At 66.4% G+C, this 22,921-nt stretch carries 32 protein-coding genes; all 32 read right to left on the bottom strand.

The genetic code is table 11. The annotated features are described in order from the left end of the window. Positions 1-62: 62 nt before the first annotated feature. A complete protein-coding gene (locus KEC57_RS12880; protein WP_229385041.1) occupies positions 63-1,256 on the bottom strand; it encodes an SU10 major capsid protein in 1,194 nt (397 codons plus the stop codon). 10 nt (positions 1,257-1,266) lie between these two features. Beyond that, on the bottom strand, positions 1,267-2,097 hold the full coding sequence (locus tag KEC57_RS12885) for a hypothetical protein (RefSeq protein ID WP_229385042.1): 831 nt from the start codon (positions 2,095-2,097) through the stop codon (positions 1,267-1,269). Between the two features lie 166 nt (positions 2,098-2,263). After that, positions 2,264-3,451, bottom strand: a complete 1,188-nt coding sequence (locus KEC57_RS12890; protein ID WP_229385043.1) for a phage minor capsid protein — start codon at positions 3,449-3,451, stop codon at positions 2,264-2,266. Further along, positions 3,432-5,087, bottom strand: a complete 1,656-nt coding sequence (locus tag KEC57_RS19130; RefSeq protein ID WP_229385044.1) for a phage portal protein — start codon at positions 5,085-5,087, stop codon at positions 3,432-3,434. Before KEC57_RS19130 ends, KEC57_RS12890 begins: the two co-directional genes overlap by 20 nt. Positions 5,088-5,104: 17 nt before the next feature. After that, entirely contained in the window at positions 5,105-6,442 is a 1,338-nt protein-coding gene (locus tag KEC57_RS12900) for a PBSX family phage terminase large subunit (protein ID WP_229385045.1), read from the bottom strand. Then, positions 6,435-6,929 (bottom strand): helix-turn-helix domain-containing protein, encoded by a 495-nt coding sequence (locus KEC57_RS12905; protein WP_229385046.1) that lies wholly within the window; start codon positions 6,927-6,929, stop codon positions 6,435-6,437. Before KEC57_RS12905 ends, KEC57_RS12900 begins: the two co-directional genes overlap by 8 nt. 137 nt (positions 6,930-7,066) lie before the next feature. Next, positions 7,067-7,222: a hypothetical protein gene (locus KEC57_RS12910; RefSeq protein WP_229385047.1), complete on the bottom strand. Its 156-nt coding sequence runs from the start codon at positions 7,220-7,222 to the stop codon at positions 7,067-7,069. 279 nt (positions 7,223-7,501) lie between these two features. Beyond that, positions 7,502-7,699 carry a helix-turn-helix domain-containing protein gene (locus tag KEC57_RS12915; protein ID WP_229385048.1) on the bottom strand — a complete coding sequence of 66 codons (198 nt, stop codon included), beginning with the start codon at positions 7,697-7,699 and terminating at the stop codon, positions 7,502-7,504. A 231-nt stretch (positions 7,700-7,930) separates the two neighbouring features. Beyond that, positions 7,931-8,476 (bottom strand): DUF7239 family protein, encoded by a 546-nt coding sequence (locus KEC57_RS12920; protein ID WP_229385049.1) that lies wholly within the window; start codon positions 8,474-8,476, stop codon positions 7,931-7,933. Then, the gene (locus tag KEC57_RS12925; RefSeq protein WP_229385050.1) at positions 8,473-8,742 is read right to left on the bottom strand and encodes a hypothetical protein; all 270 of its coding nucleotides are present in this window, start codon (positions 8,740-8,742) and stop codon (positions 8,473-8,475) included. Before KEC57_RS12925 ends, KEC57_RS12920 begins: the two co-directional genes overlap by 4 nt. After that, positions 8,735-9,028 (bottom strand): hypothetical protein, encoded by a 294-nt coding sequence (locus tag KEC57_RS12930; RefSeq protein ID WP_229385051.1) that lies wholly within the window; start codon positions 9,026-9,028, stop codon positions 8,735-8,737. Before KEC57_RS12930 ends, KEC57_RS12925 begins: the two co-directional genes overlap by 8 nt. After that, positions 9,025-9,252: a hypothetical protein gene (locus KEC57_RS12935; RefSeq protein WP_229385052.1), complete on the bottom strand. Its 228-nt coding sequence runs from the start codon at positions 9,250-9,252 to the stop codon at positions 9,025-9,027. The genes KEC57_RS12930 and KEC57_RS12935 overlap by 4 nt, the downstream gene beginning before the upstream one ends. Further along, on the bottom strand, positions 9,249-9,716 hold the full coding sequence (locus tag KEC57_RS12940; RefSeq protein WP_229385053.1) for a hypothetical protein: 468 nt from the start codon (positions 9,714-9,716) through the stop codon (positions 9,249-9,251). Before KEC57_RS12940 ends, KEC57_RS12935 begins: the two co-directional genes overlap by 4 nt. Beyond that, positions 9,713-10,291 (bottom strand): hypothetical protein, encoded by a 579-nt coding sequence (locus tag KEC57_RS12945; protein ID WP_229385054.1) that lies wholly within the window; start codon positions 10,289-10,291, stop codon positions 9,713-9,715. Before KEC57_RS12945 ends, KEC57_RS12940 begins: the two co-directional genes overlap by 4 nt. Positions 10,292-10,380: 89 nt before the next feature. Then, on the bottom strand, positions 10,381-10,929 hold the full coding sequence (locus KEC57_RS12950; protein WP_229385055.1) for a hypothetical protein: 549 nt from the start codon (positions 10,927-10,929) through the stop codon (positions 10,381-10,383). Positions 10,930-11,082: 153 nt separating this feature from the next. Continuing rightward, positions 11,083-11,352: a hypothetical protein gene (locus tag KEC57_RS12955; protein ID WP_229385056.1), complete on the bottom strand. Its 270-nt coding sequence runs from the start codon at positions 11,350-11,352 to the stop codon at positions 11,083-11,085. Then, entirely contained in the window at positions 11,352-12,131 is a 780-nt protein-coding gene (locus KEC57_RS12960) for a hypothetical protein (RefSeq protein ID WP_229385057.1), read from the bottom strand. Before KEC57_RS12960 ends, KEC57_RS12955 begins: the two co-directional genes overlap by 1 nt. Next, positions 12,131-12,520, bottom strand: coding sequence for a hypothetical protein (locus KEC57_RS12965; RefSeq protein ID WP_229385058.1), 390 nt, complete (start codon positions 12,518-12,520; stop codon positions 12,131-12,133). The genes KEC57_RS12960 and KEC57_RS12965 overlap by 1 nt, the downstream gene beginning before the upstream one ends. After that, entirely contained in the window at positions 12,517-12,819 is a 303-nt protein-coding gene (locus KEC57_RS12970) for a PH domain-containing protein (RefSeq protein WP_229385059.1), read from the bottom strand. The genes KEC57_RS12965 and KEC57_RS12970 overlap by 4 nt, the downstream gene beginning before the upstream one ends. A 166-nt stretch (positions 12,820-12,985) precedes the next feature. After that, positions 12,986-14,713 carry a DNA cytosine methyltransferase gene (locus KEC57_RS12975; RefSeq protein ID WP_229385060.1) on the bottom strand — a complete coding sequence of 576 codons (1,728 nt, stop codon included), beginning with the start codon at positions 14,711-14,713 and terminating at the stop codon, positions 12,986-12,988. After that, positions 14,710-17,304, bottom strand: coding sequence for a DNA methyltransferase (locus tag KEC57_RS12980; protein ID WP_229385061.1), 2,595 nt, complete (start codon positions 17,302-17,304; stop codon positions 14,710-14,712). The genes KEC57_RS12975 and KEC57_RS12980 overlap by 4 nt, the downstream gene beginning before the upstream one ends. Continuing rightward, positions 17,301-17,798: a hypothetical protein gene (locus tag KEC57_RS12985; protein ID WP_229385062.1), complete on the bottom strand. Its 498-nt coding sequence runs from the start codon at positions 17,796-17,798 to the stop codon at positions 17,301-17,303. The genes KEC57_RS12980 and KEC57_RS12985 overlap by 4 nt, the downstream gene beginning before the upstream one ends. After that, positions 17,795-18,166, bottom strand: a complete 372-nt coding sequence (locus KEC57_RS12990; RefSeq protein WP_229385063.1) for an HNH endonuclease signature motif containing protein — start codon at positions 18,164-18,166, stop codon at positions 17,795-17,797. Before KEC57_RS12990 ends, KEC57_RS12985 begins: the two co-directional genes overlap by 4 nt. An 81-nt stretch (positions 18,167-18,247) precedes the next feature. Next, complete coding sequence (locus tag KEC57_RS12995; protein ID WP_229385064.1) at positions 18,248-19,366, bottom strand: hypothetical protein; 1,119 nt, start codon at positions 19,364-19,366, stop codon at positions 18,248-18,250. Positions 19,367-19,391: 25 nt separating this feature from the next. Further along, positions 19,392-19,637, bottom strand: coding sequence for a hypothetical protein (locus tag KEC57_RS13000; RefSeq protein ID WP_229385065.1), 246 nt, complete (start codon positions 19,635-19,637; stop codon positions 19,392-19,394). Beyond that, a complete protein-coding gene (locus KEC57_RS13005) occupies positions 19,634-20,458 on the bottom strand; it encodes a recombinase RecT (protein WP_229385066.1) in 825 nt (274 codons plus the stop codon). Before KEC57_RS13005 ends, KEC57_RS13000 begins: the two co-directional genes overlap by 4 nt. Next, on the bottom strand, positions 20,458-20,928 hold the full coding sequence (locus KEC57_RS13010) for a hypothetical protein (protein ID WP_229385067.1): 471 nt from the start codon (positions 20,926-20,928) through the stop codon (positions 20,458-20,460). Before KEC57_RS13010 ends, KEC57_RS13005 begins: the two co-directional genes overlap by 1 nt. Further along, on the bottom strand, positions 20,925-21,869 hold the full coding sequence (locus tag KEC57_RS13015) for a YqaJ viral recombinase family nuclease (RefSeq protein ID WP_229385068.1): 945 nt from the start codon (positions 21,867-21,869) through the stop codon (positions 20,925-20,927). The genes KEC57_RS13010 and KEC57_RS13015 overlap by 4 nt, the downstream gene beginning before the upstream one ends. Next, positions 21,866-22,165 carry a hypothetical protein gene (locus tag KEC57_RS13020; protein ID WP_229385069.1) on the bottom strand — a complete coding sequence of 100 codons (300 nt, stop codon included), beginning with the start codon at positions 22,163-22,165 and terminating at the stop codon, positions 21,866-21,868. Before KEC57_RS13020 ends, KEC57_RS13015 begins: the two co-directional genes overlap by 4 nt. Before the next feature lie 4 nt (positions 22,166-22,169). After that, entirely contained in the window at positions 22,170-22,313 is a 144-nt protein-coding gene (locus tag KEC57_RS13025) for a hypothetical protein (RefSeq protein WP_229385070.1), read from the bottom strand. Beyond that, the gene (locus tag KEC57_RS13030) at positions 22,313-22,630 is read right to left on the bottom strand and encodes a hypothetical protein (RefSeq protein WP_229385071.1); all 318 of its coding nucleotides are present in this window, start codon (positions 22,628-22,630) and stop codon (positions 22,313-22,315) included. The genes KEC57_RS13025 and KEC57_RS13030 overlap by 1 nt, the downstream gene beginning before the upstream one ends. After that, complete coding sequence (locus KEC57_RS13035) at positions 22,627-22,887, bottom strand: hypothetical protein (protein WP_229385072.1); 261 nt, start codon at positions 22,885-22,887, stop codon at positions 22,627-22,629. Before KEC57_RS13035 ends, KEC57_RS13030 begins: the two co-directional genes overlap by 4 nt. Positions 22,888-22,921: the final 34 nt, after the last annotated feature.

The following is a 22,921-nucleotide window of genomic DNA, read 5'->3' on the forward strand; positions in this document are numbered from 1 at the left end:
CCTGCCGTGTGGGTGGGATCCCGGCGCCACCGGGTGAGGGTGGCGCCGGGGTCGGTGACGGTCTAGACGAAGACCGGGAGGCCACGCAGCTGGGCGTGAGCCTTCTCGTTGCCGTACTCCAGGCCGATCTCGCCGTACAGCTGCGACCGCTTGGCCGAGCCGACGGTCGCGAGGGGCTCCTCGAAGAAGTGGCCCTTGCCTTCCACCTCGAGGAAGAACGGCGACAGCTGCTCGAGCGAGACGATCGCGAGAGCGTCCTGCGGCAGCTGACGGTCCAGCATGATGTTGAGCCGGCCGAAGTCGGTCTCGATCGTCTGGAGGTTCACACCGCCGACGCTGCGGGACTCGCCGATCGGGTCGGCCTTCGCGTACGCCGCGGCGTACGTCGCGGTCAGGTTCCGCTTCTGGGACGAGTTCACCGCGATGGTTGCGTTGATGACGTCGCCGAGGCCGCCGTTGTCGTACGCCTTCTGGAACAGCCCGTTGTAGGTGTCCAGCGTGGGTGCAGCTGCGGAGACGGGAACCACCTTGATGCCCGTGGCGGTGCCGATGGCGATAGCCGCGCCGCCCGAGGTCGCAGCGACCTTGAACGAGACGGTCGTCGAGACCGACTGGACGAAGTACACGCGGCCGATGACCACGGCCGTAGCCGCACCGCGGGCGGTGAACACGACCTTGTCACCCACGCTGAGCGCGTGGGTACCGGTGATCGTGTCAGTCGCCGACGTCGCGGTGATCTCCGCCGCACCGTAGATGACACGGTTCGTGGAGATCGCCTGCAGCAGACCACGGGTCTTGCGGGCGGTCGTGTTGTCGGCGGGCTTCTGGTGCTCACCGTTCCAGAAGCCGTGGTTCACGTCCTTCGCGACTGCCGCGAGCTCCAGGATCACCTGCTTGTCGTGCTCGTTGCGGACCGGGTTGGTGCCCGAGACGCCCGCCGTGGTCGTCTTGTCCGGGGTGGCCTGCTTGGTGTAGCTGGTCTCCACGGCCGAGTGGTGGATCTCGGCGATGTTGGTCACGTTCGACCGGACACGCGCCTGGCCGGCGGGTGCGTTCGCGCCCTCGAGCGCGGTGTTCTGGTCGTTGTCGCGGAGATCGGTGATCTGCCACTCCTTCTCGACGGTCTTGACCGACTCGCCGCCGGTCAGGCCGCCGATGGCGGAGAGGAGAGGCGTGGCTTCCGGAGTGATCTGGAAGAGCTCGCCGACGAAGTTGGGCAGGTTGTAGGTCGTGCCCTGACCGGTGATACCGGGCATGGTGTCCTCCTCAGGACTTGTTGCGAAGCTCCGCGATGCGGCGCTTCAGGACGATGGATTCTGCGGCGTCCCCTGCCTTCTCCGCGGTTGCGAGGAGGGATTCGAGGGTCTGCACGGTCGGGCCCGTGGGTGCGACGTCACCTGAACGCTGCGGGGGCTGCTTGAGGGCGGCGTTGTCCTGCAGCGCCTTCGTGATCGCGGCCTTGATGGCCGCCTCATCGGTCGGCTCTACCGAACCGATGGAGGTCTTGAACTGCTCGTTGGCGAGCAGGAGTGCGGTGTTCGCACCGAGTGTGGGCGCGTGGAGTGCGACCTGCAGTGCGACCTGACCGGCCTTCACCTGCTGTTCGGCTGCGGTGAGCTTCGAGGCGGTCTCCGTGGACTGCGTCTGCAGCGACTGGAGGGCCGCGTTGAGCTTCGCCGGGTCGGTCTCGGGCGCCTGCTCACCGGAGAGGAGCTTCGCGAAGTCGGCCAGTGCCTTCTTCGACGCGTCCTCGGTGGCCTTCGCGACGGCTTCGGCGATCGCTGATTCGCGCTTCGCCTTCTCCGCAGTGATGTCCCCGCGGAGGTTCTCGGCGAGCTTCCACATCTTGTCCGGGTCGAACTTGGTCGGGTCATCGCCCCACGGCGGCTTCGCGGCGGCCGCGGCGTCAGCGGAAGCCTGCGCGGCGGCGGCGGCCTGTGCGGCAGCGTCACCACCGGTACCACCGTCGCCGCCCGTGCCGGTGTCGGCCGTCGGGGCGAGGAATCGGATGCCGGCGACGTCGAAGCGCGACAGGCCGATCTGGGCGAGGCCGTCGCAGTTGCGGCGTGCGAACGCGGGCGTGCTCTGAGTGGACATGCGGGTACTCGTTTCCCCCGGGCCTGCCGGGATCTGGTTGGGGATGGAGCGGGGATGTTGGGAGGGGCGCAGGGATCTCCTCGCGAGAGGAATCGGAGCACGCGATTGTGGGAGGCCTTCGCGGCATGAGAAACCGCGTTGACGCCCCTCCCGGGCAGTGACCCGACTACCGGATGGGAGTCGGGAGCTTGATGTGGGCATCGGTCAGGTCGACCTGCTCACGACGCGACTGCCGAGCGAACCCGGTCACACGGACGAACTCGCGGATCTTCGCCTGCCCGCGACGCACCTTCGCCTGAGCGGCAGCACGCGCCTCCGGGGTGATCGCGTACTCCAGCTGCCGCTTCGCTTTCCGCACCTCGAGTTCGAGGCGCCGCTGCGTCTGCGACAGGTCGTACAGGCGTTGCTCCTCAGCCGTCCACACCCGCGCCTCGGGAAGGACAGTGATGCCGGGGAACACAGCGGTGAGGGTGTGCCGGCAGTTCGGGTGGAACAGGCCAGCGGCGACCGCCTCAGCGATCGTTCCGTCCACCGGGATGGTGGGGTTCTCGATCCGCACCGCGGTGAGCACCTTCCCCTGCCATGGGAAGCACTTCGGGCACGGATGCCCCGAATCCGGGACGGAGAAGTACTCGATCCCGAGCGCCCGCATCCGTGACAGGTGGGAGTCGTTGAACGCCCGGGTGGAAGCGGTGCGAACAGCCATCTCGACGTACGCCGACAAGGACCATTCGCGGCCGCTCACATCGGTGAACCCGGTCACACCCTGCGACACGAACACCCGCCACGCCATGGCCTGCGCCTGCTGCGGGGTGATGTTGTTGTCGATGACCTGATAGATCGCACCGTGCGGCGCGATCATCTTGTAGATGTCGTCAGGGAGACGCGTGATGCGGTGCCGCACATCAGCGAGGGACGACACGACGTCGTCGCGGATCGCTTGCGCGGCCCGTTCACCGTGCGGCATGGACAGGTCGAACGGTTCCGGGCCGGGAGAGTCGAGCCCACGGCCGGGCGGACGGCCACCACCCGGGCCACGCGGCCCCCCACGGGCGTCAGCTGGGGTGTTGATCCGTGCGAGGCTCTTTGCGGTCGTCACAGCGGCTTCTGCCGCACGGCGACCCTCCGACGAGGATGTGGTGATCATCGCTGCCGCGACCTGATCACCACCGGCCAGGCTGGCCAGGATGCGACGGACGAGGCGCCGCATCTGGCCGAGCGCGGTGAACGCGCCCTCGTTGGTCAACGGAGTGCGCTTGAGGATGCTGGTCGACCCGGCGAGGAGTCGCTGTTCCGCGAGGACGTACGCTGCGACCAGAGCCGCGGTCAGCTGCTCAGCTGTCCTGTCCGCCATCGTCAAGCTCCTCGTCATCGAACGGGGACAGCGCAGGCTCGCGTGCAGCGCGCTTCGACTCCTCGTTGAAGATCTCCTTGACCTCAGCGGCGATCTCGTCCTCGTCCCAGTCGGAGTGCTGGATCCGGACGCGCTCCTTCATCGAAGACGTACCCTCCATCAGCGACGCGGTGCGTGCGAGCTTCTCCGGGTCGGCCTGCGACAGCGGGGCGAACACGACATCCGGGGCAGCACCCAAGTCGCCGAGCGCGTCACCACCGAACACCGCATGGTCGATCTCCAGGGCAGCGAGAGCCCACTGCGACAAGGCAGCCTTCGCGTACATGGCCTTCTTGTCGCGGGTGCGCTCACTGTCGGACAGGTCCGCGGTCACCTCGGTCGCTGTCTTGTCACCGGGACGAGCCTGATCGATGCCGAGGTGCGCTTCCGAGTAGCCCAGAGCGGACGCGATCTCCTTCTTCAACGCCTCGATGATCTGCAGGTGCTCCTCGACACGGATGTCGAACTGGACCTGCTCGATCGGCGCGCCACCGTCAGCGGCTTTCCCGAGCGTCGGCCCGACGGTGGTGAACACCTGCCGGTACGAGTCGAACTTCGCACCCTCACCCGGTGCTGCAGTGTCGAGCATGTCTTCACCGACGATGAGCCGGCCCTGACCGTTGTCGACGTCACGCATGAGCGACGACCATGTCTGGTCGACCTTGTCGAGGATGTCCTGGATGCCGTCGAGGTCGGAGCGCCCCAGATGAGCGAGAGGGCCGAGCTTCCGCCAGTCCCGTACAGGGCGGGCGTTCGGCATGTACACCACGGCGAGACGGTCACTACCGGTCCCGATGCGCACATCGAGGGGCAGCGCACCCTGGTTGGCGATCGCGACCTCGAGGTCGGATTCGTTGCGGAGGAGCTCGTAATGCTGAGTCTCGGGGCGTGAACCGATCGGGACGAGTTCGCCGAGGTTCTTCGGCCCGCCGCGGTACAGGGCGTAGGAGACCTGCCCCGGGTGGTGGTCCTCGACGAGTCGGAACACCTCGTTGCCGTTGCGGAACTCCGACCACAGCCGCACCGAAGCGAGACGACCGTGACGGAAGGTGGGGATCGCGCAGTCCGCGGCGTACGCCTTCGGGAAGACGTGCTTCGACACGGCCGGGTCCCATGCGACGGCGAGGTACGAACCGCCGAGTGCGGCCGCGTACTCTCCCCACAGCAGGAACTCGGCGTGCGCCTCATCGGATGCCACGATCTCGTCGAGGCGTTCCTGAGCCTCATGTGCCCACGCATCGGCCTTGTCGGCCTTCGCTGTCTCAGCGGTGGCGGGCGCGGCAGGCTTGCGGAAGACCACCTGCGGGGCTTCACCGAACAGCAGGTCAGCGGACAGGGTGCACAGGTCAGCAGCGAGGGGGAGGTGCATCTTCATGCGCTTCTCGTCCGACGCGGTCGGCTGCCCCCACCACCACTTCGACAGGGTCCCGATCACACCGCCACGGAACGACCGCCCACCGACCTGGTGCGTGACAGTCGCGCTACCGGAGTAGATCTCCTGCAGCGTCTCCGTGTCGCCTGTGTACCAGGCGTCGAGTTCACGGAACCTTGCGAACGCGATGTCGAACGGTTCAGGGGGGAAGACATCGGATGCCACGGTGCCTCCCTCGGCTGTCAGGCGGCGAGCTTGATGAAGCGCCGCCAGATGTTCTCGGTCGTGGTGATCCCGTAACGGGCAGCGTCGAGTGAGTGGTCCGCGATCTTCAGCGGCTTGTCTTCACCCTTGAGGGTGTGCTTCGGGTCCCAGACATACCCGGGAGCCTCGGAGATGAAGCCGGGGCATCCGCGGTCAGGGTTCGCGTTCGTCGGGGCGGCGACGAGCAGCTTTCCCGATGCGACCAGAGACGCAAGGGTGCGGATGCCGTACAGCACATCGTTGTCCGCGTCGGTGGAGGTGATGCCGTGGGTCTTTCGAAGCTCGACCTTGAACGAGGCCGCCGACGGGTCGATGATCGTGAACCTGGGGAGGAGGGTGATCGACGTCGACGCGGGAAGGTGGATGCCGTTCAGCCACAGGATCAGATCGCGGGCGAGCTCACTGTCGGTGAGCTTCTGCTGTGCGAGCTTCGAGTCGTGGCGGTACTCGTCTACGAAGAACAGCCGAGGCGCCGCACGGCCGTACATGTCGACCTCGGCAGACACTCCCAGCAGCAGAGCCGCGGTCGGGTTCGTCGTGCCGTAGTCGAGGGAGACGGAGATCAGTTCACGCATCTGTGGAAGGTCGTCCCACGGGATGGTGTGCTTCTCGGGGTCCCACATGTCGAACACGGCGCCCTCGGCCGCGACCCACAGTCCTTGCACGAAGCGTTTGAACCAGAGCCCGGTGAACTCGGACTTGATCTGGTTCTTGTACTCCTCGGTCAACGCAGGGTTGTCGTCGAGCTGGAAGTGCCAGGACCGCCAGCCGACGAGCCCGCCCGTGGTGATGCGGTCGAGGAACTTGACCTTGAGCCAGTGCGCAGGGGAGTCGGGGTTCGTGGTGCCGAACAGCTTCGCGCCCGGAGGTGACATGCGGCCGAGCAGCTGCGTGAAGAACTCTTCGGGGATGACGGTCACTTCGTCGACGTACGCGAGCGCGACGGTCAGACCGCGGAGCACCTTCTCGGACTTCGCATCCGACGCACCGAGGACATGCACGGTACGCCCGAGGATGCGGCCTGTGGGGGCGCCGGCCGTGTAATGCACGAGCCGCGCGAGCGGGCCGAATAGCCCAGGAGTCATCAGCGGCTCGAACACGTTCCGGTAGGCCGAGTCACGAGTGCGGGCGATCACGACGATCACGCCGCCCTTGGCGAACAGCACGGCCATCAGGAAGCGGAGGAGAGACACGATCGTCTTGCCGGAGCGGATCGCGCCCTCGAAGATGTTGACGCGCACCTTCGACTCGCGAAGAGAACGCATCTGCTGCGGGCCGAGAACGTCGGACTTCTCGACCTCGTCGACGTCACTCATCTTCGTGCAGCCCAAGTTCGAGGATCAGGTTCATCAGCATCGACTCGGCCTCAGCCACACCCTCGTCATCATCGTCATGGATGAGCTCTCGGGCATCCTTCAACGCCAGAGACGTCGCACGGTGCAGGTTCAGCAGGTCACCGGTCGGCGCCCGTTCGAGCGTGCGCTCCTCGAACGTGTTGTCCTTGCCGCCGAAGTTGAACACCGTCACCGGCTGGTCGATCGCCACCAGATGATCGGCAGCCTTCGACATGAGTTCGTCGATGAGCTCGAGGCGCCGCACCTTCAGGTCATGCTGTCGGGCAGCGGTCGCGGACGCGGTCTGATTCGCCCGATCGAACGTGAGGCCTTCGTCCTTCGCGATGCCCGACACCGACGACGGAGCGATGAGAAGCTCACGTGCGATCGCGTTCCGAGGTATGCCCTGCTGGATGAGCTCAATCGCGCGCGTGCGTACGTCGGCTTCGACCGGGCGACCTTGGGCCATGGTTCACCTCGATGATGCGGCGCCTGTCCGCGGTCAGTTGGTGGAGCGTTCGATGGTGTCGTTGTCGTCGAGGTCTGCGATGAGGAGGTCGCAGCAGACGACACCGGGTGGCATCGGGTCGCCGCAGATGGTGCAGGTCATTGGTTGCCTCGGATGACGAGGCCGAAGATGATCTCGGGCATGGTGGTGAGGCCGAGGCCCTTCGCCTGGTGGTCGACGCGGGTTCGTTTCTTCGGGGGCTTCACGTGGGGGATGCCGGCGCGTTTGCGGGCCTTGCGGGCGGCTGTGCTCATCGTCATGCCTTCCCGTTGCCGAAGAGCCACCAGGCGAGTGCGTACAGGTAGCGGCGGAGAAACAGGGTTCCGGTCACGCCGAGGGTGAGGGATGCGAGCGCGACGAGGGTGGTTCGCATCGGGGCCTTCCGTGGGGAAGGGGAGAGCCCCGATCCTGGGGGGAAGGATCGGGGCTCTCTGGGAGGTTTGCCGGGTGGGTGTAGCTCTCCACCATCTAGTTCCGAATGTAGCGGTATTCGCACTTTTCGCGGATTTGTTCGAATGGCGGCGGTCGGCGTGTCATGTCCGTGGGCGGCCGCGCTTCACCTCGCCCCCGACGCGGAGGACAGCCTTGGATAGAACGTGGGTGACGCCGTTGGTGGAGACGTAGGTTGCGAGGCGGCCGGCTGCTATCCAGCGGTAGATCTGAGCCTTGTGGCGGCGGGCGAGGGTGGCTGCCTCGGCGACGGTGATCCATTCCTTGGGCTTGTCGGTCATCGAGATGGCCCCGGATCGCTCGGCTGGGTGGAGATGTACTTCGTGCCAGTTGCGATCGAGATCAGGCGACACACCCAGGTCGGCCACTGGACCCATCTGTGCGACCAGCGACCCCCGTGTGCGAGATAGAAGTACCTCGAGTCGAACGACGGCCGGGTGACGAGTTCCCCGCACGAAATGCAGGCCACCGCGGTATGCGTCATGACTCCCGGCCATTCGGTTCGGTGCACATCATCGGCTCCCGTCCGGATACCCGAACTCCTGCAACGCCGCGAAGCTTCGCTCGAACGCTGACGGCGGTTCGGCCGGATGGGTGACCGCGCGTTGTGCGGGCTCGATCGCGAGTAGTTCTTCCATGACGATCGCGTCGGGTGCCTGCATGACGAATGCAGCCTCGACCACGTTGCCCATCGCTGGAAGAATCGCGATGTCGGGCCGCGCGTCGAGTAGTCGGTCATAGTCGCCGTGACCGACGATCCCGAGACGGTAGCGAGAGCCGAACTTCCGAAGCTCGACCTCCATGCGCCCGCCCGTGACCATGAAGATCACGCGGTCATTGTCGGCGAGTGGGATCGCCGTCCACTCCGTCGTGTATCGCTCATTCTGCGTACTTCGGGCGATCATCACCCGCACGTCGGCGGGTACATCATCGCTACGCACCGTCTCAACGGTCAGTCGCTCGATCTTGCGGCGAAGGTTGCGAAGGCGAGCCTGCGCCCACTTCGGCAGCTTCGACTCGTCGTGGCCGTCGATCTGTCGCGCGTCCTCGGCGGTCATCGGGCACTCCCATCCGCGTGGTCCGGGTGCACGATGCACGCGGGGTCATGGACGCCGCCCGGCCCGCCACACTTGACGCACCGCTCGGCTTCGGCTTTCCACGAGCGGGCGATGTGCATCAGAATCTTGGCGGCTTGCATCTTGTCGAGGCCGTTGCAGTGCGCGTCCACGGCGACCATGCCGTCACCCGAACCTGGCTTCACGAGGACCATCAGCAGCGCGTCGCGCCCGTCGATCATGGCTAGCTGGACTTCGTTCTCAGGCATCGTTACTCCGGTTCTCTAGATAGGTGCCACTGGTGCTCCACCCCTGCGTTAGCGGCTCGGGGTTCCAGCGGCTTCCGCGGTGGTCGATCCAGTCCCCGACCCTGAGCATGTCGTGGCCGGTCGGCTTGACGAGTCGCGGGCCGGCTTCGAAGCCGTAGTCCACCCGCCAGCCGAAGTGTCGAGCGAGGACATGCATGTTCTCGTCTGTGACCTCGACGCGATGGCAGACCTCGAGGCGCTCGTACGTCGTGAAAATCTCGGGCGCCGAGTTCTCCGCATCCTTCATCGCTCGCTCCTGTTCGGTTGGCTGGTGGTGGGTTGTTCGAGTGCGGCGATTCCTGCGGCGAGGAGTGCCGGGTCTGCGGGTTTCGGGGTCGGGTCACCGATGCCGGCGGTGACGCGTGGGCTGTCGGTGTTGAGTCCGGCTTGGATGAAGTTGCGGAGTTGTGCTTGAGCTTCGGAGACGGAGTCGCAGGCGATCGCGATGTACAGGGTTGCTGGGCCGGTCATGACGCGTCCCTCGCGGCTTCGAGAGCGGTGCGAGCATCGGCGCGCCAGATGTCAGCGCGGCTCGGGTCTTCGCGGACCATCTCGGCCCACGTGTAGTCGCCGTCGATGTGGCCTACCTCGAATATCGCCCGCGCTGCCGCGTCGACCATCTCGTCGGTGATCGGCCCCTGTCGGCGGAAGCCAGCGGCGAGGATCTGGTTCCGCATCGCGACCAGGCTCCATCCCGGCTCTCCGTTCTCGGGGTCCTCGTCATCGGTTGTGAGAAGTTCCCGCAAGAGCCGGCCGAGGGCCTCCCGCTCGTCGTCTGTGGGCGGGGCGGCCAGGCGCTCCAGGAGCTCCGCGTACCGGTCGAGCATGTCGGCCACCGCCACCACATCGGCGGCGGTCATCGACTCGCGAGCAAGAGGATTGCCCAGCCGATTCCCTGCTTCTCGGACAGCGCGGGGGTCTTCGAGAGTGGTCATGCGGTCCTCCTGGACTCTTCGATCTCAGCGATCTGTTCGAACGAACCCTGGTCGAGTTCGGTACTGCACTCGTCGTTCTGGCACACCACAGCCACATGCCCGCCGAACAACGCCGGGGGCCGCCACGCGAGGGTCAGCTGCTTGCACTCCGGGCAGCGGACACGGCGGACCTTGTGGGCTCGTTCCTCCACCTCGTGATTCCGATACGCAGAATCCGCAGCCCTCGCGAACTGGATCGCATCCCGGGCGCCTTCCTCGTTCGACACCCAGATCCGCAACGGGCGGCCACGGCGGGAGTCGAGGAACGACACGCACTCATCGAACGCGAGATACGTGCCCGGGTACGGGACGAAGCCCTCCGGGGTAGACCCACGCCCACCGGTGTCACGAACCACCGCCCGGTTGCCCGTCTCCACCAGCAGTGAAGCGAACCTCGGCCACTTCACCCACACCTGCTCGAGACGTTCCCAGCACCACCGGCACAGGAAGCCGACGTCGGCTTTGCGGGGCAGGCAGCCGGTGCAGGTTTCCGCCGGGGTGTAGCCGTGCTCGTGTTCGAACAGGGCCCGGTTCACGGGCCGGTCGAGGCAGAGGATGGTGTGCTCGCCACGGTGAGTGCACGGGCGGATCCCGGGGAGACGGTGACGTGTTGCACAGAGGATCGTCATTGGGTCACCTTCCAGGCGGTCTTGCTCGCTGCTCGCATGAGCGAGATCCAGAGCGGCTTCGGCATCGGGAGCGGGTCGAGCTTCGGTGCACGGTGCACGGCGTGGAGACGGCCACCTCGGAGCGCGAGGACACCCCACCCCGCGGGCAGTTCGCCGGGCCGCACGATCGATGCGTCAGGAGTGACGAGCCACCATCGGGTGCAGTAGCGCTTGAACGCCTCAGCCTTCGTGGGGTCCGCGAGCTCGTGGAGCCAGTCAGACCGGGACACCTTCACCTCGTGACCGTGGATCTCGTGACCCTTCGACTCATAGGTGTCGACCGCGAAGAAGTCAGCAGTGCGGAGGCCGCGCCAGTCGTTGCACCGCCCGGTCTCCTCGCTGTAGCCGTAGAAGCCAGTCCCGTTGCGAACATGCTCGGCGCGCACCCACCGGTCGTTGGTGCCCTGCGACCGCTGCGTGTACCGCCGTGCGAGCAGGTCGAGCATGTCGCGCTCGGTGAACTTCGACGGCGGCGCCAGGGGCTCTTCCAGTCCCTCGAGAGTCATGCTGTCCTCCGTCCTGTCGCCGCGAGGGCGATCTGAAGCTGTCGACCGGGACCGATCAGCCCCGGGTTGATGTCCGGCCACAACTGGCCGCTGAATGTGTTCGTGCGGCGGTGCAGACGCACCTCGTACGAAGCCAGGTAGGCCGCGAACCCGTCAGCCCACATGCGGCACCCCCACGACAGCCGCGAGAAGCCGCTGTGCGGCACCCTCCGACCCGGCAGGGATGACACCACGGTCGACGCGACCCCGACCCCGGTTCGCACGGATCACGGCCAGCAGCGCATCCGTCTCGGCGTCGTACGCACGCGCCATCCACAGCGGACGGTCACCCTCGCGTGGTCGGCGTTCACTGAGGACCTTCTGCTGCTTCGCCCCACGGTTCGCGCGGCGCATGTAGTCCGCGAACCACTCCTCGGCGAGCATCACGCCACCTCCAGCTGACGCTCGTGGATGAACTGCTCCACTTCGAGGGGCGACTGCGCGATCGCCGACGAGACATACCGAGCCGGCGCCTTCGGGAAGTCCTTCGCACGATCCAGCAACGACACAGCGACCTGAAACGCACCGTTCGCGTCGACCCTTAGGCCGGTGTGCCGGGTGATCGCATCAGCGACCGTCCGCAGTGACGTGATGCCCTTCTGCGCCGCGAGTCGCCTCGTCACCTCAGGGATTTCCATCGCGTCCGTCGAAACGCTCGCGCGGTTACTACTGGACTGACTCTTAGAAGGTGAGTAGAAGTCCTCTAACTCTGACTCTGACTCTGACTCTGCTTTGTGTTGGGTTTCGTTTGCGAGCGAGTCGGTTCCCACTGGTAACCCAGTGGGTTTCGGGTCGGTTACCTCTGGGTTCTTGCGCGGACGGCCGCCCTTCGCGCCGTTCGCGCGGTTCTTCTCGACTCTCGCTGCACGTGCTGCGCGCGTCTCCTGGTGCTCCGCGTAGTCACGAATCACATAGTCGCCACCGTTGACCTCACGGATCACGAGGGGCCGCGTGGGATGCGTTGTCACCAGCGCGTCGAGGATCTCGCGCGGCCACAGGAACTCCGCATCCTCCGCCGTGAACCGCCCGTCATTGTCCGCCAGACGCGCCTCACCGTTCATCTCGACGAACGCCCACTTCACCTCTGCCGGCTGGTTCCGCAGCTTCGGATGCCGGTGAATGTCGATCGGGAACGTCATGAACAGGCGTTGATCGCGGGGCATCAGTTGTCCCTCCAGTTGAAGTACTCGTCGCCGTACACGGCGTGCATCATGTCGAGTGCGGCCGCAGCCGGGATCGGGTACCGGTCGGTGCCCTCGAGACGGAACCACTGGAACTCGTGCGGGTAGTACACGGGGACTTTCGTGGGGTCCGTCCACCGCTTCGCTTTCCACCCGTACGAGAGCGCGAGCTGCTGCATCGACGCCTCACATTCGCGGTTGCAGGTCATGCACAGTGCCAGCCCATCCGTCGCTCCGGGGCGGATCTTGCTCCCACCCATCCCGACCGCTCGGCGATGCTGGAACGTCAGATCGGACGCGTTGCACGCCACACACCGGCCCTGGTCACGGCGGTATACGGCCTGCCGGATCAGATCCGTCGGGGCGCTCACAGCAGGACCACCTTCGCCATAGAGTCCAGGCCGGTCCCGGGTGCGTCGAAGCCGCAGTGGTGGCAGGTGAGGAGCTTCTTGCGGCAGTCCGCGCGGACTGTGGCGAGGTGCGCAGTGCAGATCGTCTGGCGGACGGTGCAGCCGGTTCCTCGGCAGATGGTCGCGTGGGTGGCTTCCTCGTCGCAGCGGACGCACGGCACGATGTCATCGGCGTGCTCTTCCATCTCCGCGAGGATGTCGAAGTCGAACATCCCGAAGCGCCGCACCTCCGCCGCCTCAGCAGGCGTCAGCGCGCTCATCGGCGGGCATCCTTCACTCGCAGGCGCGCCGCGCGTCGACGGTGTCGGGTGGCGGCCGTGAGCATCCTCGCGACACCCCGCACACCATGCACCCGGCCCCAGTTGCGGGACTCCCGCTCCAACTGGTCGGCGGCCTGTTCGTGGCGCTCGATGCGCTCCTGACGGTTCATGCCGCCACCGCCAGCAGGAACTTAGCCACCGCGTGCCCGAGGTCGCGAGCAGCGGGCGGCGTGACTGCGTTCCCGGCCTGCTTGACCTTGTCCCGCTTCGACCCGAGGAGCAGGTAGTCGCGGGCGAAGCCCATCCCCGCCTGGATCTCGTGCGGTTCGAGCATCCGGAATCCGGCGTCGTCAACGTCGAGGCTGATCGGCTCGGACGGCTCAAGGATCGACTGGTGCCCGCCCGTGGTGAGCGTGCGCAGCGGCTCGTGAACCGGCGTGGACATCTCCGCGCCGCCCTCGTTGTTCCGCATCACGAGCGCGTGATGGTTGCCCTCGGCGCTCACTGTGTCGATTGGATGCGACGTCGGCTTCGCCACGCCGTGGTTCCGAAGCGGCACCACCAGGCCCGCGCTATCGACGGTTGTCACCGTCCCCATCGGGCTGTCCGTCGTGCGCGCCGCACCCTTGCTGTAGTACGGCACCAGCAGCCCGGTCTCGTTCCGGGTCGACTGCGTGCGCAGCGGGTCGGCGGCGGATGCCGCGCTCTTCCCATCGCGTCCTTCGACCGGAATCAGCAGCGATGCATGCGTGCCGCCGGCGACGATCGACGGGAGCTCGCGGGAGATCGGTTCCGAGCGTGATGCGTCAGCGCCGCTGACGTTGTTCACGATCAGCGGCGGTAGTGCGAGGCCATGCTCGGCCGTGCCGGTCTGCAGCGGCAGGGTCTGGTCGACCGGCCATGCACGGAGGTACTGCGATCCCGTGTTGACGCCGTCGTAGGTGTTGCCCGCTGCAGCCGCAACGAACGGACGCCAATGGCGCTCGATGCCGCGACGGATCCGCTCACGGGTCTTCTCGGCGAGCGGCTTCGCCCGGTCGCCGATGCGCGGCGCGGGCAGCGACCAGTCGATGATCGACTCCGCCGCCAGCCATCCCGGTTCGATCGGCTGCCAGCACTCGGGGCACCGGTAGAGGTACTGCGCCCGGTATCGGCCCCACTGCTCGGCCTTCTTGAACGCCTGCACCGCCTGGACCTCGCCGTGCTCGGGGCAGACGGCCATCGGGCGCGTCCACTTCCCGACGTTCGGGCCCGGGCGGTCCTTCGACGCGAGGTCCTCCCGCCACATCACGATGTACATCCGGTCGCGCGACTGCGGGGCCGGGAGGCCGCCGATCTGTGCGTGCATGCTGTTCAGCCACACGAACTGCATCCGGTACCCGAGCGAACGCATCGCCATCTGCCACGCCTCGAACTGATCCCACCGGTACGCGTCCACGACGTTCTCGAGGATGATCGCCATGTACCGGTGGTGCTCCGCGAACCGCGGGATGTCCCACATCGTCGCGCGGGACCGGTTCGCGGCCTCATCCGGCATCGGGCGGGTGCCGTCGATCTCGAACAGAGCCTGATCCTGCTGACGCTGCCGCTTGATGCCCTTCGCGATCGAGTGGTTCGTGCACTCCGGGGATCCCCACAGCACGTGCGTCTTCGGGAAGTACGCCGGATTCACCTGCGAGATGTCAGCCTGCGAGTGATCCGTCTCCGGATGGTTCACCTGGTGCGACTCGATCGCCAGCGCCCAGTGATTCGCCGCGATCACCACGCGGTATCCCGCCTCGACGAGACCGGACGAGGACCCGCCAGCACCGCAGAAGAGATCCGTGACCGTGAGGCCGTTCCAGTCGACCGCGGGGTGCTGGTAGCCGATACGGTCGGCGACTGCGGCGGTCACGCTGCGTCTCCTTCTTCGATGGCGAGCAGGTCGAACAGCGTCGGGGTGGCCTGCGCCCCGTCGAGCTCCTGCTGGTACATGACGGCGTCACGGAACGACGTCGGGTTCAGTTCCGACGCCCGCCCGCGGCGGCCGAGCTTCCGGGCCCGCAGCGGGACCGTGCCGAGCCCGCCGAACGGGTCATAGACCAGATCGCCACGGTTCGAGTACCGCTCGATGAGGCGGTCGACGATGTCGAACTGCAACGGGCAGATGTGGAACTCCAGCGCCCGCCGGGACTGCTCCCCGTTGAGGGTCAGCATCCGGTTCACGTCATCCCAGACGTCGTGTCGCCACGAGCCGGGATCGAGTGACTTGAACGTTGACGGGAGCGCGTTCTTCTCCTGCAACGCTTCCCCGGTCTCGACGTGTGCTTCGAAGTCGTACACGTTCGCGCGTGTCTGGTTCTTGAACAGCCGCGAACGATGCTTCGGTTCGATGACGGCGAGCTCGGCAGGTGTCAGCAGCCGGTCCCCCGATGATCGCCAGTCTGCGGCGGCGTCGATCTGCCATTTTGCGAGCGAGTAGTCCGGGATGGACTTCACCACTCGCTCGTCGGCGTAACCCTTTGAGCGGTCGGTCTGCGGCTTGTGGAAGATCAGCACGTACTCGGGTGAGCCGACGCCCATCTTCGTGCCGTCCTTCCGCATCTCGGTGTACCCGAGCCGGTAGGTCTGGTTGTTCTCCCGCACCACATCCGTGGTGATGGTGATCATCCCGAGGTAGTCGAATCCGTGCTTGAGCCCGTGCACGAGCGCTTCCGCGTGGAACGGTGACACGGTGGGCACGCCGGCCCCGGTGACGTTGCCGAAGTTGATCCGGTCCTTCACGTGGCAGGCGTAGATCCGACCCGGTGCCAGAACCCTCCACAATTCCGGGGTCAGATAGTCCATCTGGGCCCAGAAGTGATCGTTGTTGTCGGTGTGGCCGAAGTCGTTGTAGTTCGGTGTGTACTCGTAGTGATTCGCGAACGGGATCGACGTGACGATCAGGTCGATCGAGTCCGTCGCGATGTGGTCGCGGGTTTCGAACACGGAATCGTTGAGCGCGACCGTCCACTCTCCGCCGACCTCCTCGACTCGTTGCACCCCGATCGCGCGCTGCAACGCTTCCGACACCGCGGCGGGGTTCAGCCCGAACTCGCGGATGACGTCCGACATCGTCTCGGTGAGGTGGTCGTGCTCCTCCCACTTCTGCAGCAGGGTGTCGCGGACCTCAGATTCGGTCTCGGCGAAGATGAAGTGTGCCTCGACGGGATGTGTCTGGCCGAACCGCTGCACGCGGTGGAGGGACTGGATGGTGTCGTTGAACTTGTAGGTGATGCCCACCCAGATCGCCGTGTGGCACTGCTGCAGGTTCATGCCCTGGCCGAGCATCATGGGCTTCCCGATGAGCGCGTACGTTTCGCCGTCGCGCCATTCGTCGAGGCGTCGTTCCGCCTCCTCGTCGGTCAGTGAGCCGTGGACCGACGAGAACGTGAGGTGCGCAGCCCCCAGGGCCTTCTCGATCGCGTCCTGCTCGTCGTTCAGGTCGCACCACAGGATGATCTGCCCGCGCCCCTCACCGTCGATGTTGTGGGCTTCGACAATGGACATGAGTTCGGCGACACGCTCAGCGATCGTTTCCCGCTTCTCCCGCGCCGTGTCCTTGAGTGAGCGGCCGCCGCCGCGCACCAGAACACCCTGGCCGTCACGATCGATCTGATCGGACTGCACACCCACCTCGACCTGATGCCACTGCACGTCGACCGGTGGCAAGTCGTAGCCGGTGTCCTCGAAGCCGAGATCTGACGGGCGCTGCACGAAGCACGCCCACGTGTTCAGCCACAGCCAGAACTCGTGCTCCTTGTGCGGGTACAGGCGGAGGTTGTTCGCCTTCGTGGAGTCGCGGACGAAGAACCGGGTGAGAGCCTGACCTGTGTCCATGATTCCCAGGAACCCGGCGTAGTGGATGAGCTCCTTGTGCCGGTTCGGTGAAGGGGTTGCGGTCGCGACGAAACGGTAGGTCTGGTGCTGGAACAGGTCCAGGAACGACTGGTACGTCTTCGAACCGAACGACCGCAGCACCGATGCCTCGTCAAGGCTGACCGCGTCGAAGTCGTCGACGTCGAGCTTCCCGTCCCGCACCGACTCGTAGTTGGTGACGTAGATCCCCGACCACTCCGGATCCATCTCCGACGTGCGACGAATGAACCGCACCTCGAGCCCGAGCAGGTCGCGGCCGTCGCGGATGAACTCGCCGCGCACACCGAGCGGCGCGATGATCAGGGCCCGACCGCCCGCAACCTCAGATGCCGGGTGGGTGAGGCAGAGCCGCAGCGTCTCCAGCTGCATGATCGACTTGCCGAGACCGAACGCGGCGAAGATCGCACGACGGCCGCCGGCTACCGCCCACTTCACGATCGCACGCTGGTGCGGTTTCAGGATCTCGGAGATGTCGTCGTCATGGACCGGGAACCCGAACGAACGGTCGAACGACACCTTCTCGCGGATGAACTCCTCGTACGGGGCTGTCGGCTTCGCGAGGAACGTGGGGGACAGGAGCGCGCTCATCGGATCTGCTCCAGCGCGAGAGGCGCGGCAGGAGCGAACTGGGCACGGACCCTCTGTTCAGCGAGGCTCTGACTGCGCGCCTGGACCTTCGCAGTAACCTCGATCCCTTCCGCGGACAAGACCTTGACGGTGAATGTCCGGACACGGCCGGGGATGCCGAGGGCGTCGCAGAGGCGGTCGTAGTCGTGGCAGAGGCCGAGCCGGTCGGCCATGCGTGCGGCATCGTCGAAGAGCCAGGAGAGCCCGGGGTGCTCAGGGTGAATGCTCCCCTCGGGCACCTCGCCGATCTTTCGTGGGAGCTGGTGGACCCGCTCGCGCGGAACACGGAACACGGCACCGCCGCCGACCATGCGGACGTTGAGGTGGTCGCTGTAGACGCTCGTGACTTCGAACTCATCGCCTGCCCGGTACGCGACGCGCCCACTCGAGCTCGCGCGGTCACCTGCCCCGTCCGCGGCCGCGACGACATAGTCGCCCTTGTCGAAGGTGCTCATGCTGCCACCGCCAGAACAGGCTGGACGGTGAGCGTGCGGAGCTTGCGGACCTCAGCGGCACGGCGGTTGTTCTCCGCCTGCGTGATCGCTTCCAGGTGTCTCGGATTGCAGCACGCCCGCGAACGGCACCCCGCCTTCCAGACATGGTCGATGTGGAAGCCGAACGGGATCGGGCCGTGCGCGATCGCGTACGCCACCCGGTGAGCACGAGCGACCTTCTTGTGGCCGAGGCTCATGATCGCGTAGCCGTTGTGGTTGCGGGCGCCGTCGTACACCCAGCAGTCGCCGTCGACCACGAGGTGCGCGTCCAGAGTCAGCGCGGCGGGGAGTTGTTCGGGTCGCGCCTTTGCGCGAAAGTAGGTGAGCATCGTTCGTTCTTCCTGGCTAGGAGGGGTGCGTGGTGTGAAGGGGAACGGTCCGGCTGCAATCCGGACCGTTCCCCGCTTTCGTCAGGCGTCGATGAGTCGCCCGAGCAGTTCGATCGCCTCACGGTTCGTCGCGTCCCGGGCCTCGGCGAACACGCCCTCGCGGAGCTTCTCCTTGTAGATCGGATCGACCGCCTTGCGGACCGCGTTGTAGACCTGCGTCCACCGGTCACCCCATCGAGGGAAAGCAGCGGCAGCGTCAGCGGCAGCGTCAGCGTCAGCGGCAGCGGCAGCGGCAGCGGCAGCGTCAGCGGCAGCGGCAGCGTCAGCGACAGCGTCAGCGACAGCGGCAGCGTCAGCGGCAGCGTCAGCGGCAGCGACAGCGACAGCGACAGCGGCAGCGGCAGCGTCAGCGACAGCGTCAGCGACAGCGACAGCGGCAGCGGCAGCGTCAGCGGCAGCGACAGCGACAGCGTCAGCGACAGCGGCAGCGGCAGCGTCAGCGGCAGCGACAGCGTCAGCGACAGCGGCAGCGTCAGCGGCAGCGGCAGCGTCAGCGACAGCGTCAGCGTCAGCGGCAGCGGCAGCGTCAGCGGCAGCGACAGCGTCAGCGGCAGCGACAGCGACAGCGTCAGCGACAGCGGCAGCGGCAGCGTCAGCGGCAGCGACAGCGTCAGCGACAGCGGCAGCGTCAGCGGCAGCGGCAGGCTTGTCCTTGAGCTTCTCCGCGATCAGGTCCCGTAGGCGGTTGCGGGCTTTCGCTCGCGCCTCCCAGGCGGCATCACGCGCGCCGCGCACTGCCTGACGTGCGGCGGCCGCGGTGGCCTCGTCGGTGATCGGGTCCAGGTCGCGGAGTGCCTTCGCTTCCTTCTTGAGCCCGGCCGCGTCGAGCCATCGTGCTGTCGACGTGCGGATGGACCAGTCGAGAGCCATGTACCCGCGGGCTTCGTCGCGGCCGTCCCCGGCTGTGCCGATGAGGCGGGGGATGAACGGCTTCAGCTTCTGCCGGTCCGCGTCGGAGAGGCGGTCGTTGAGGCGGCGGCCGTACGACGCGAGAACGCGGGAGACGCACTTCGGGTGGTCGGACCACGGTTCGCCGGCCACGTACGACGCGGCTTCGAGGAGGCAGGCGCCAGCCTCGAACGAGGCGTGTCCGCCGGCTTTCAGGGTGAGGGACTCGAGGTCCAGGGTAGGGATGGTCATCATGCTCCTTCGGTGGTGGTTTTGGTCAGGCGTCGACGAGTTCGCCGTCGCGGATCACGGTGTTGCCGGGATGCTTCGATTCGGGGTTGCCGCACTTGCATCCGCGGCCGTGCGAGACGCGCTTCCGTGCGACCTTCTCGACCTGCCGGATCGCATCAGCGATACCCCCCCCGGAATGGACGGTGAACTGTTCGCCGGGGATGTTGCCGCCCGAGGTGGCGGTGAGGCAGTAGTGCTGAGGCATGGCGGTTCCTTTCGTGGTGGTGGTCATCGTCGGGCCTCGTCTTCGGCGATCTCCTCGGGTGTGCGGCCGAGCGGGTTCCCGCTGTCTTCCTGGACGACGAGGGTTTCCGGGTTGTCGTCCAGGCGGGTGACTTCGACTTCGTCGAGTCCACGCAGCTGCTGGACCTTCTGCTCGTCGGCTTCGAGTGCCCGCCCGAGGTCGGTGGACTTCGGCAGGTACTTCGCCAGGGCGCGGACGGCGGTCTTCTTGACCATCTCGTCCTCGTTGGTCTTCCACGGGGTGGAGTTCCAGTACGACGGACGACGGTCCATCACCTGCGTGCGGGTGAGGTACACCCAGGTCGTCCCGCCGGCACGCATCTTCGCGGTCGCGACGACACCGATCCACGGGCGCTTCTCTTCGAAGTCCTGCGGGGTCCAGTCGTAGAACATGCCGCGTTCCGCGTTCGCACCGTACGAGAACTGGTCGCCCTCACGGACGAGGAACGCCTGCACATTCATCACGAACTCGGAACGAAGGGCGAGCTTGATGAACCCCTGGTAGCCGATGATCGGGAGACATATCTGGCGGCCGTGGTCCTTCCGGGGGGTGAGGTAGAACTCGCCCAGACCGGAACCGATCTCGAGGCGCAGCTGCGCGGCGAGCATCACCCCGCCGAGGAGCGTCTTCGGGTCCGCGGCCATCAGGTCGGGGGACTTCCCGATCTCCGACAGCACGGCACGCACGAACGCTTCGGAGTTCATCGCCCCGCCCAGCTGACGTTCGATCGCGGGCAGTTGTGCTTCGACGAGATCCTTCATCGTCGGGTTCTTCTTGGCCTGGACGGCGGCCATGCTGAGGTCGGTCATCACGCCACCAGCCCCGCCGCGACGATCGGATCCGGGCACATGTACTCGTACACGGGTTCGTCCACGGTGACCTTCGGGATGCTCGCGATCACCGCAGGATCGAATCGCTCGACGCGCTTTGTGCCGACCTGCACGCGCTCGCACACGCCCGAGCGGAAGTTGATCTCCCACGCGACGCCGAGGTTCGTCACGCCACGGACCAGCATGTTCGGCTTGCCGTAGTCGTTCTCTCTCGTGACCGTCGAGTCCGGGTAGAGCGTCAGGAACTCGTTGACCTTGGCCTCGCGGTCCTCGTCTCCCATGAAGTGACCATCGGTGTCGTCGTAGTCGATTCCCACGGTGACCTCGTGGCCAGACGAGCCGCGGTTGCTGTAGTCGCGGGCGAACATGACGTGCATCGCGGTGACGCCAACGCTCGCCATCCGCTTCGTGACCATGTCGGCCGCGAGGTACTGCTGGTAGGTGTTCACTTGCTCTGCTCCTTGGGCTTGATGGTCCGCATGACTCTGAACGGGCTGCCTTGCGACGTGTACGCCGCGGCGAGGTCGGGGTGGTCCTGCTTGAGCGCGGCCGCATCGAACGACGCACGGCCCTTCTGGGTCTTGAACGTGAGGACCTTGCGGCCCTTGTGGGTGAGGGTGTCCGCGGGGCCCATGTACGTGCCGATCGCGAGCTTGAGCGCGTCGGCTTCCTCCTGCTGCGCCTCAATGTCGGACAGCAGGATCGCGCGACGCTCCACCGCTTCGAGAGCCGCTTCGGACGCCTCGATCGGGACGGACTGGGTGATGTACACCTCGTTGAGCTCCGACAGGGTCGACGGCTCCGGAGGAACATGGGCACGCACGTTGCCGTCCCAGAACTGCTGCACCGTCGGCAAGAGGTGCTCGTTGATGAACCGGTCATCGCGGGGCTCCCAGAACAGCCGGAACTCGCGGCCACCGATCCACACGACCACCGCAGCGCGCGGGGTTCCCGCGACGGCCATCTCTGCCTGCACCTGCACGCGGATGTCAGTCGGGACGCCCTCGTCCCAGTGGTGACCGGAGTAGTGGTGTGCGGTCTTGAACTGCCAGGTGCAGAACGGCTGTGCGGAGACACGGTCGAACGATGCGTGCAGGTACGGGTGGGCGTTCGAGCGGGCCATGAACCCCGGGTTCAGTTCCACGTCAACGCCGGAGAACTCGTGCACCCACGCTTCGATGATTGGTTCCGACTGGTGCCCGATCCATCCCAGCAGCGGGTCGAACGGGCGGTCCACGCCGAGCTTGTGCTTGTACACGTCGAGGGGTGTGTTGCCGTACGACGAGAGGCCCATGACTGCGGCGGCCTCGGATGCCCCGACCGATTTGCGGCGCTCCCGCTCCCATTCCGGGGTGTCGGGCTTGACGTTGACGAGCGTGTATCCGGTCACCGGTTCATCACCTCTCGGACTTCGGCGATGATCTGCGGGATCGAGTGTCTGGCGTGACGCTCCGTGTGGAGCACATCCCAGGACGCGGCGAGACGGACCGATTCCGCAGCGAACTCGCGTGCCTCGGGCAGCATCCGGTCGCCCTCGACGAGGAGGTAAGCGGTGACCGCGGCGTAGTGGTACCGGTGCTCGCGGTACGTGTCGCCCAGCTTCGTCAGTTCGGTGTCGGTGAGGTCAGCGACAGTGGTCGGGGTCTGGTCGGGGAGGGGCTGGTCGGTGAGGAGGATGAGGGTCACGGGGTCACTTCCGGGAGGGTGCGTTGTGGATGGTCACGGTGATCGCGACGATGATGAGGAGGACCCCGGCGATGGTGGCGCCGTTGTGGCCGCCCTTGACGAGAGCGAGCGGGAGGAACACTGCTGCGGCGATGAGGATGAGCGGCATCAGGCGGCTCTCCCGAGGATCACGCGGGACCCGCAGCACATCGACAGTTCGTCCGACCCGAGCGCTTCCGTCACGCCACCGCATTTCGAGCACTCACCCCACGCCCGGAACTCGTCACAGTCCCCGCACCCGCCATCACAGATCGCACGGTGGTCGGCCTGATCCTGTGCGTCCATCGAGTCCCAATCGGGACCATCCGTCCGCACCAGCGGGTGAGCGTTCGCGAGGTGCGCGGTAGCCGGCACCGGCGAGAACGGTGCGTTGCGGACATCGCCACCGCGGCCCTGCTTCGGCAGCTTCACCAGCACCGCGGTCACAGTTCCACCGCCGTGATCTGCTCGGTGACCTCGACCGCACGGCGAAGCTCCCGGGCCTGGCCGGTCACGATCGCGTCCTTCGCTTTGAGGAGGTCCTGGATCGACTTCTCGATCCACTCGATTGCTTTCTGCTGGTCACGGTCATCCGGGTTCGCGGTGAGGAACCAGTGGGCCACCTCGCCCTTGCCGTGTGCGGAGGACAGCATGTCGACAGCGGTCGTGTTGACCGAAGCGGGTACGATCTGTGTGTTGGGCATTGGTCGCCCTTCCTTTCTTGATGCGCCCCCGTTC

This window comes from Microbacterium allomyrinae (assembly GCF_020682705.1).
GTDB classification, from domain to species: Bacteria; Actinomycetota; Actinomycetes; order Actinomycetales; family Microbacteriaceae; genus Microbacterium; species Microbacterium allomyrinae.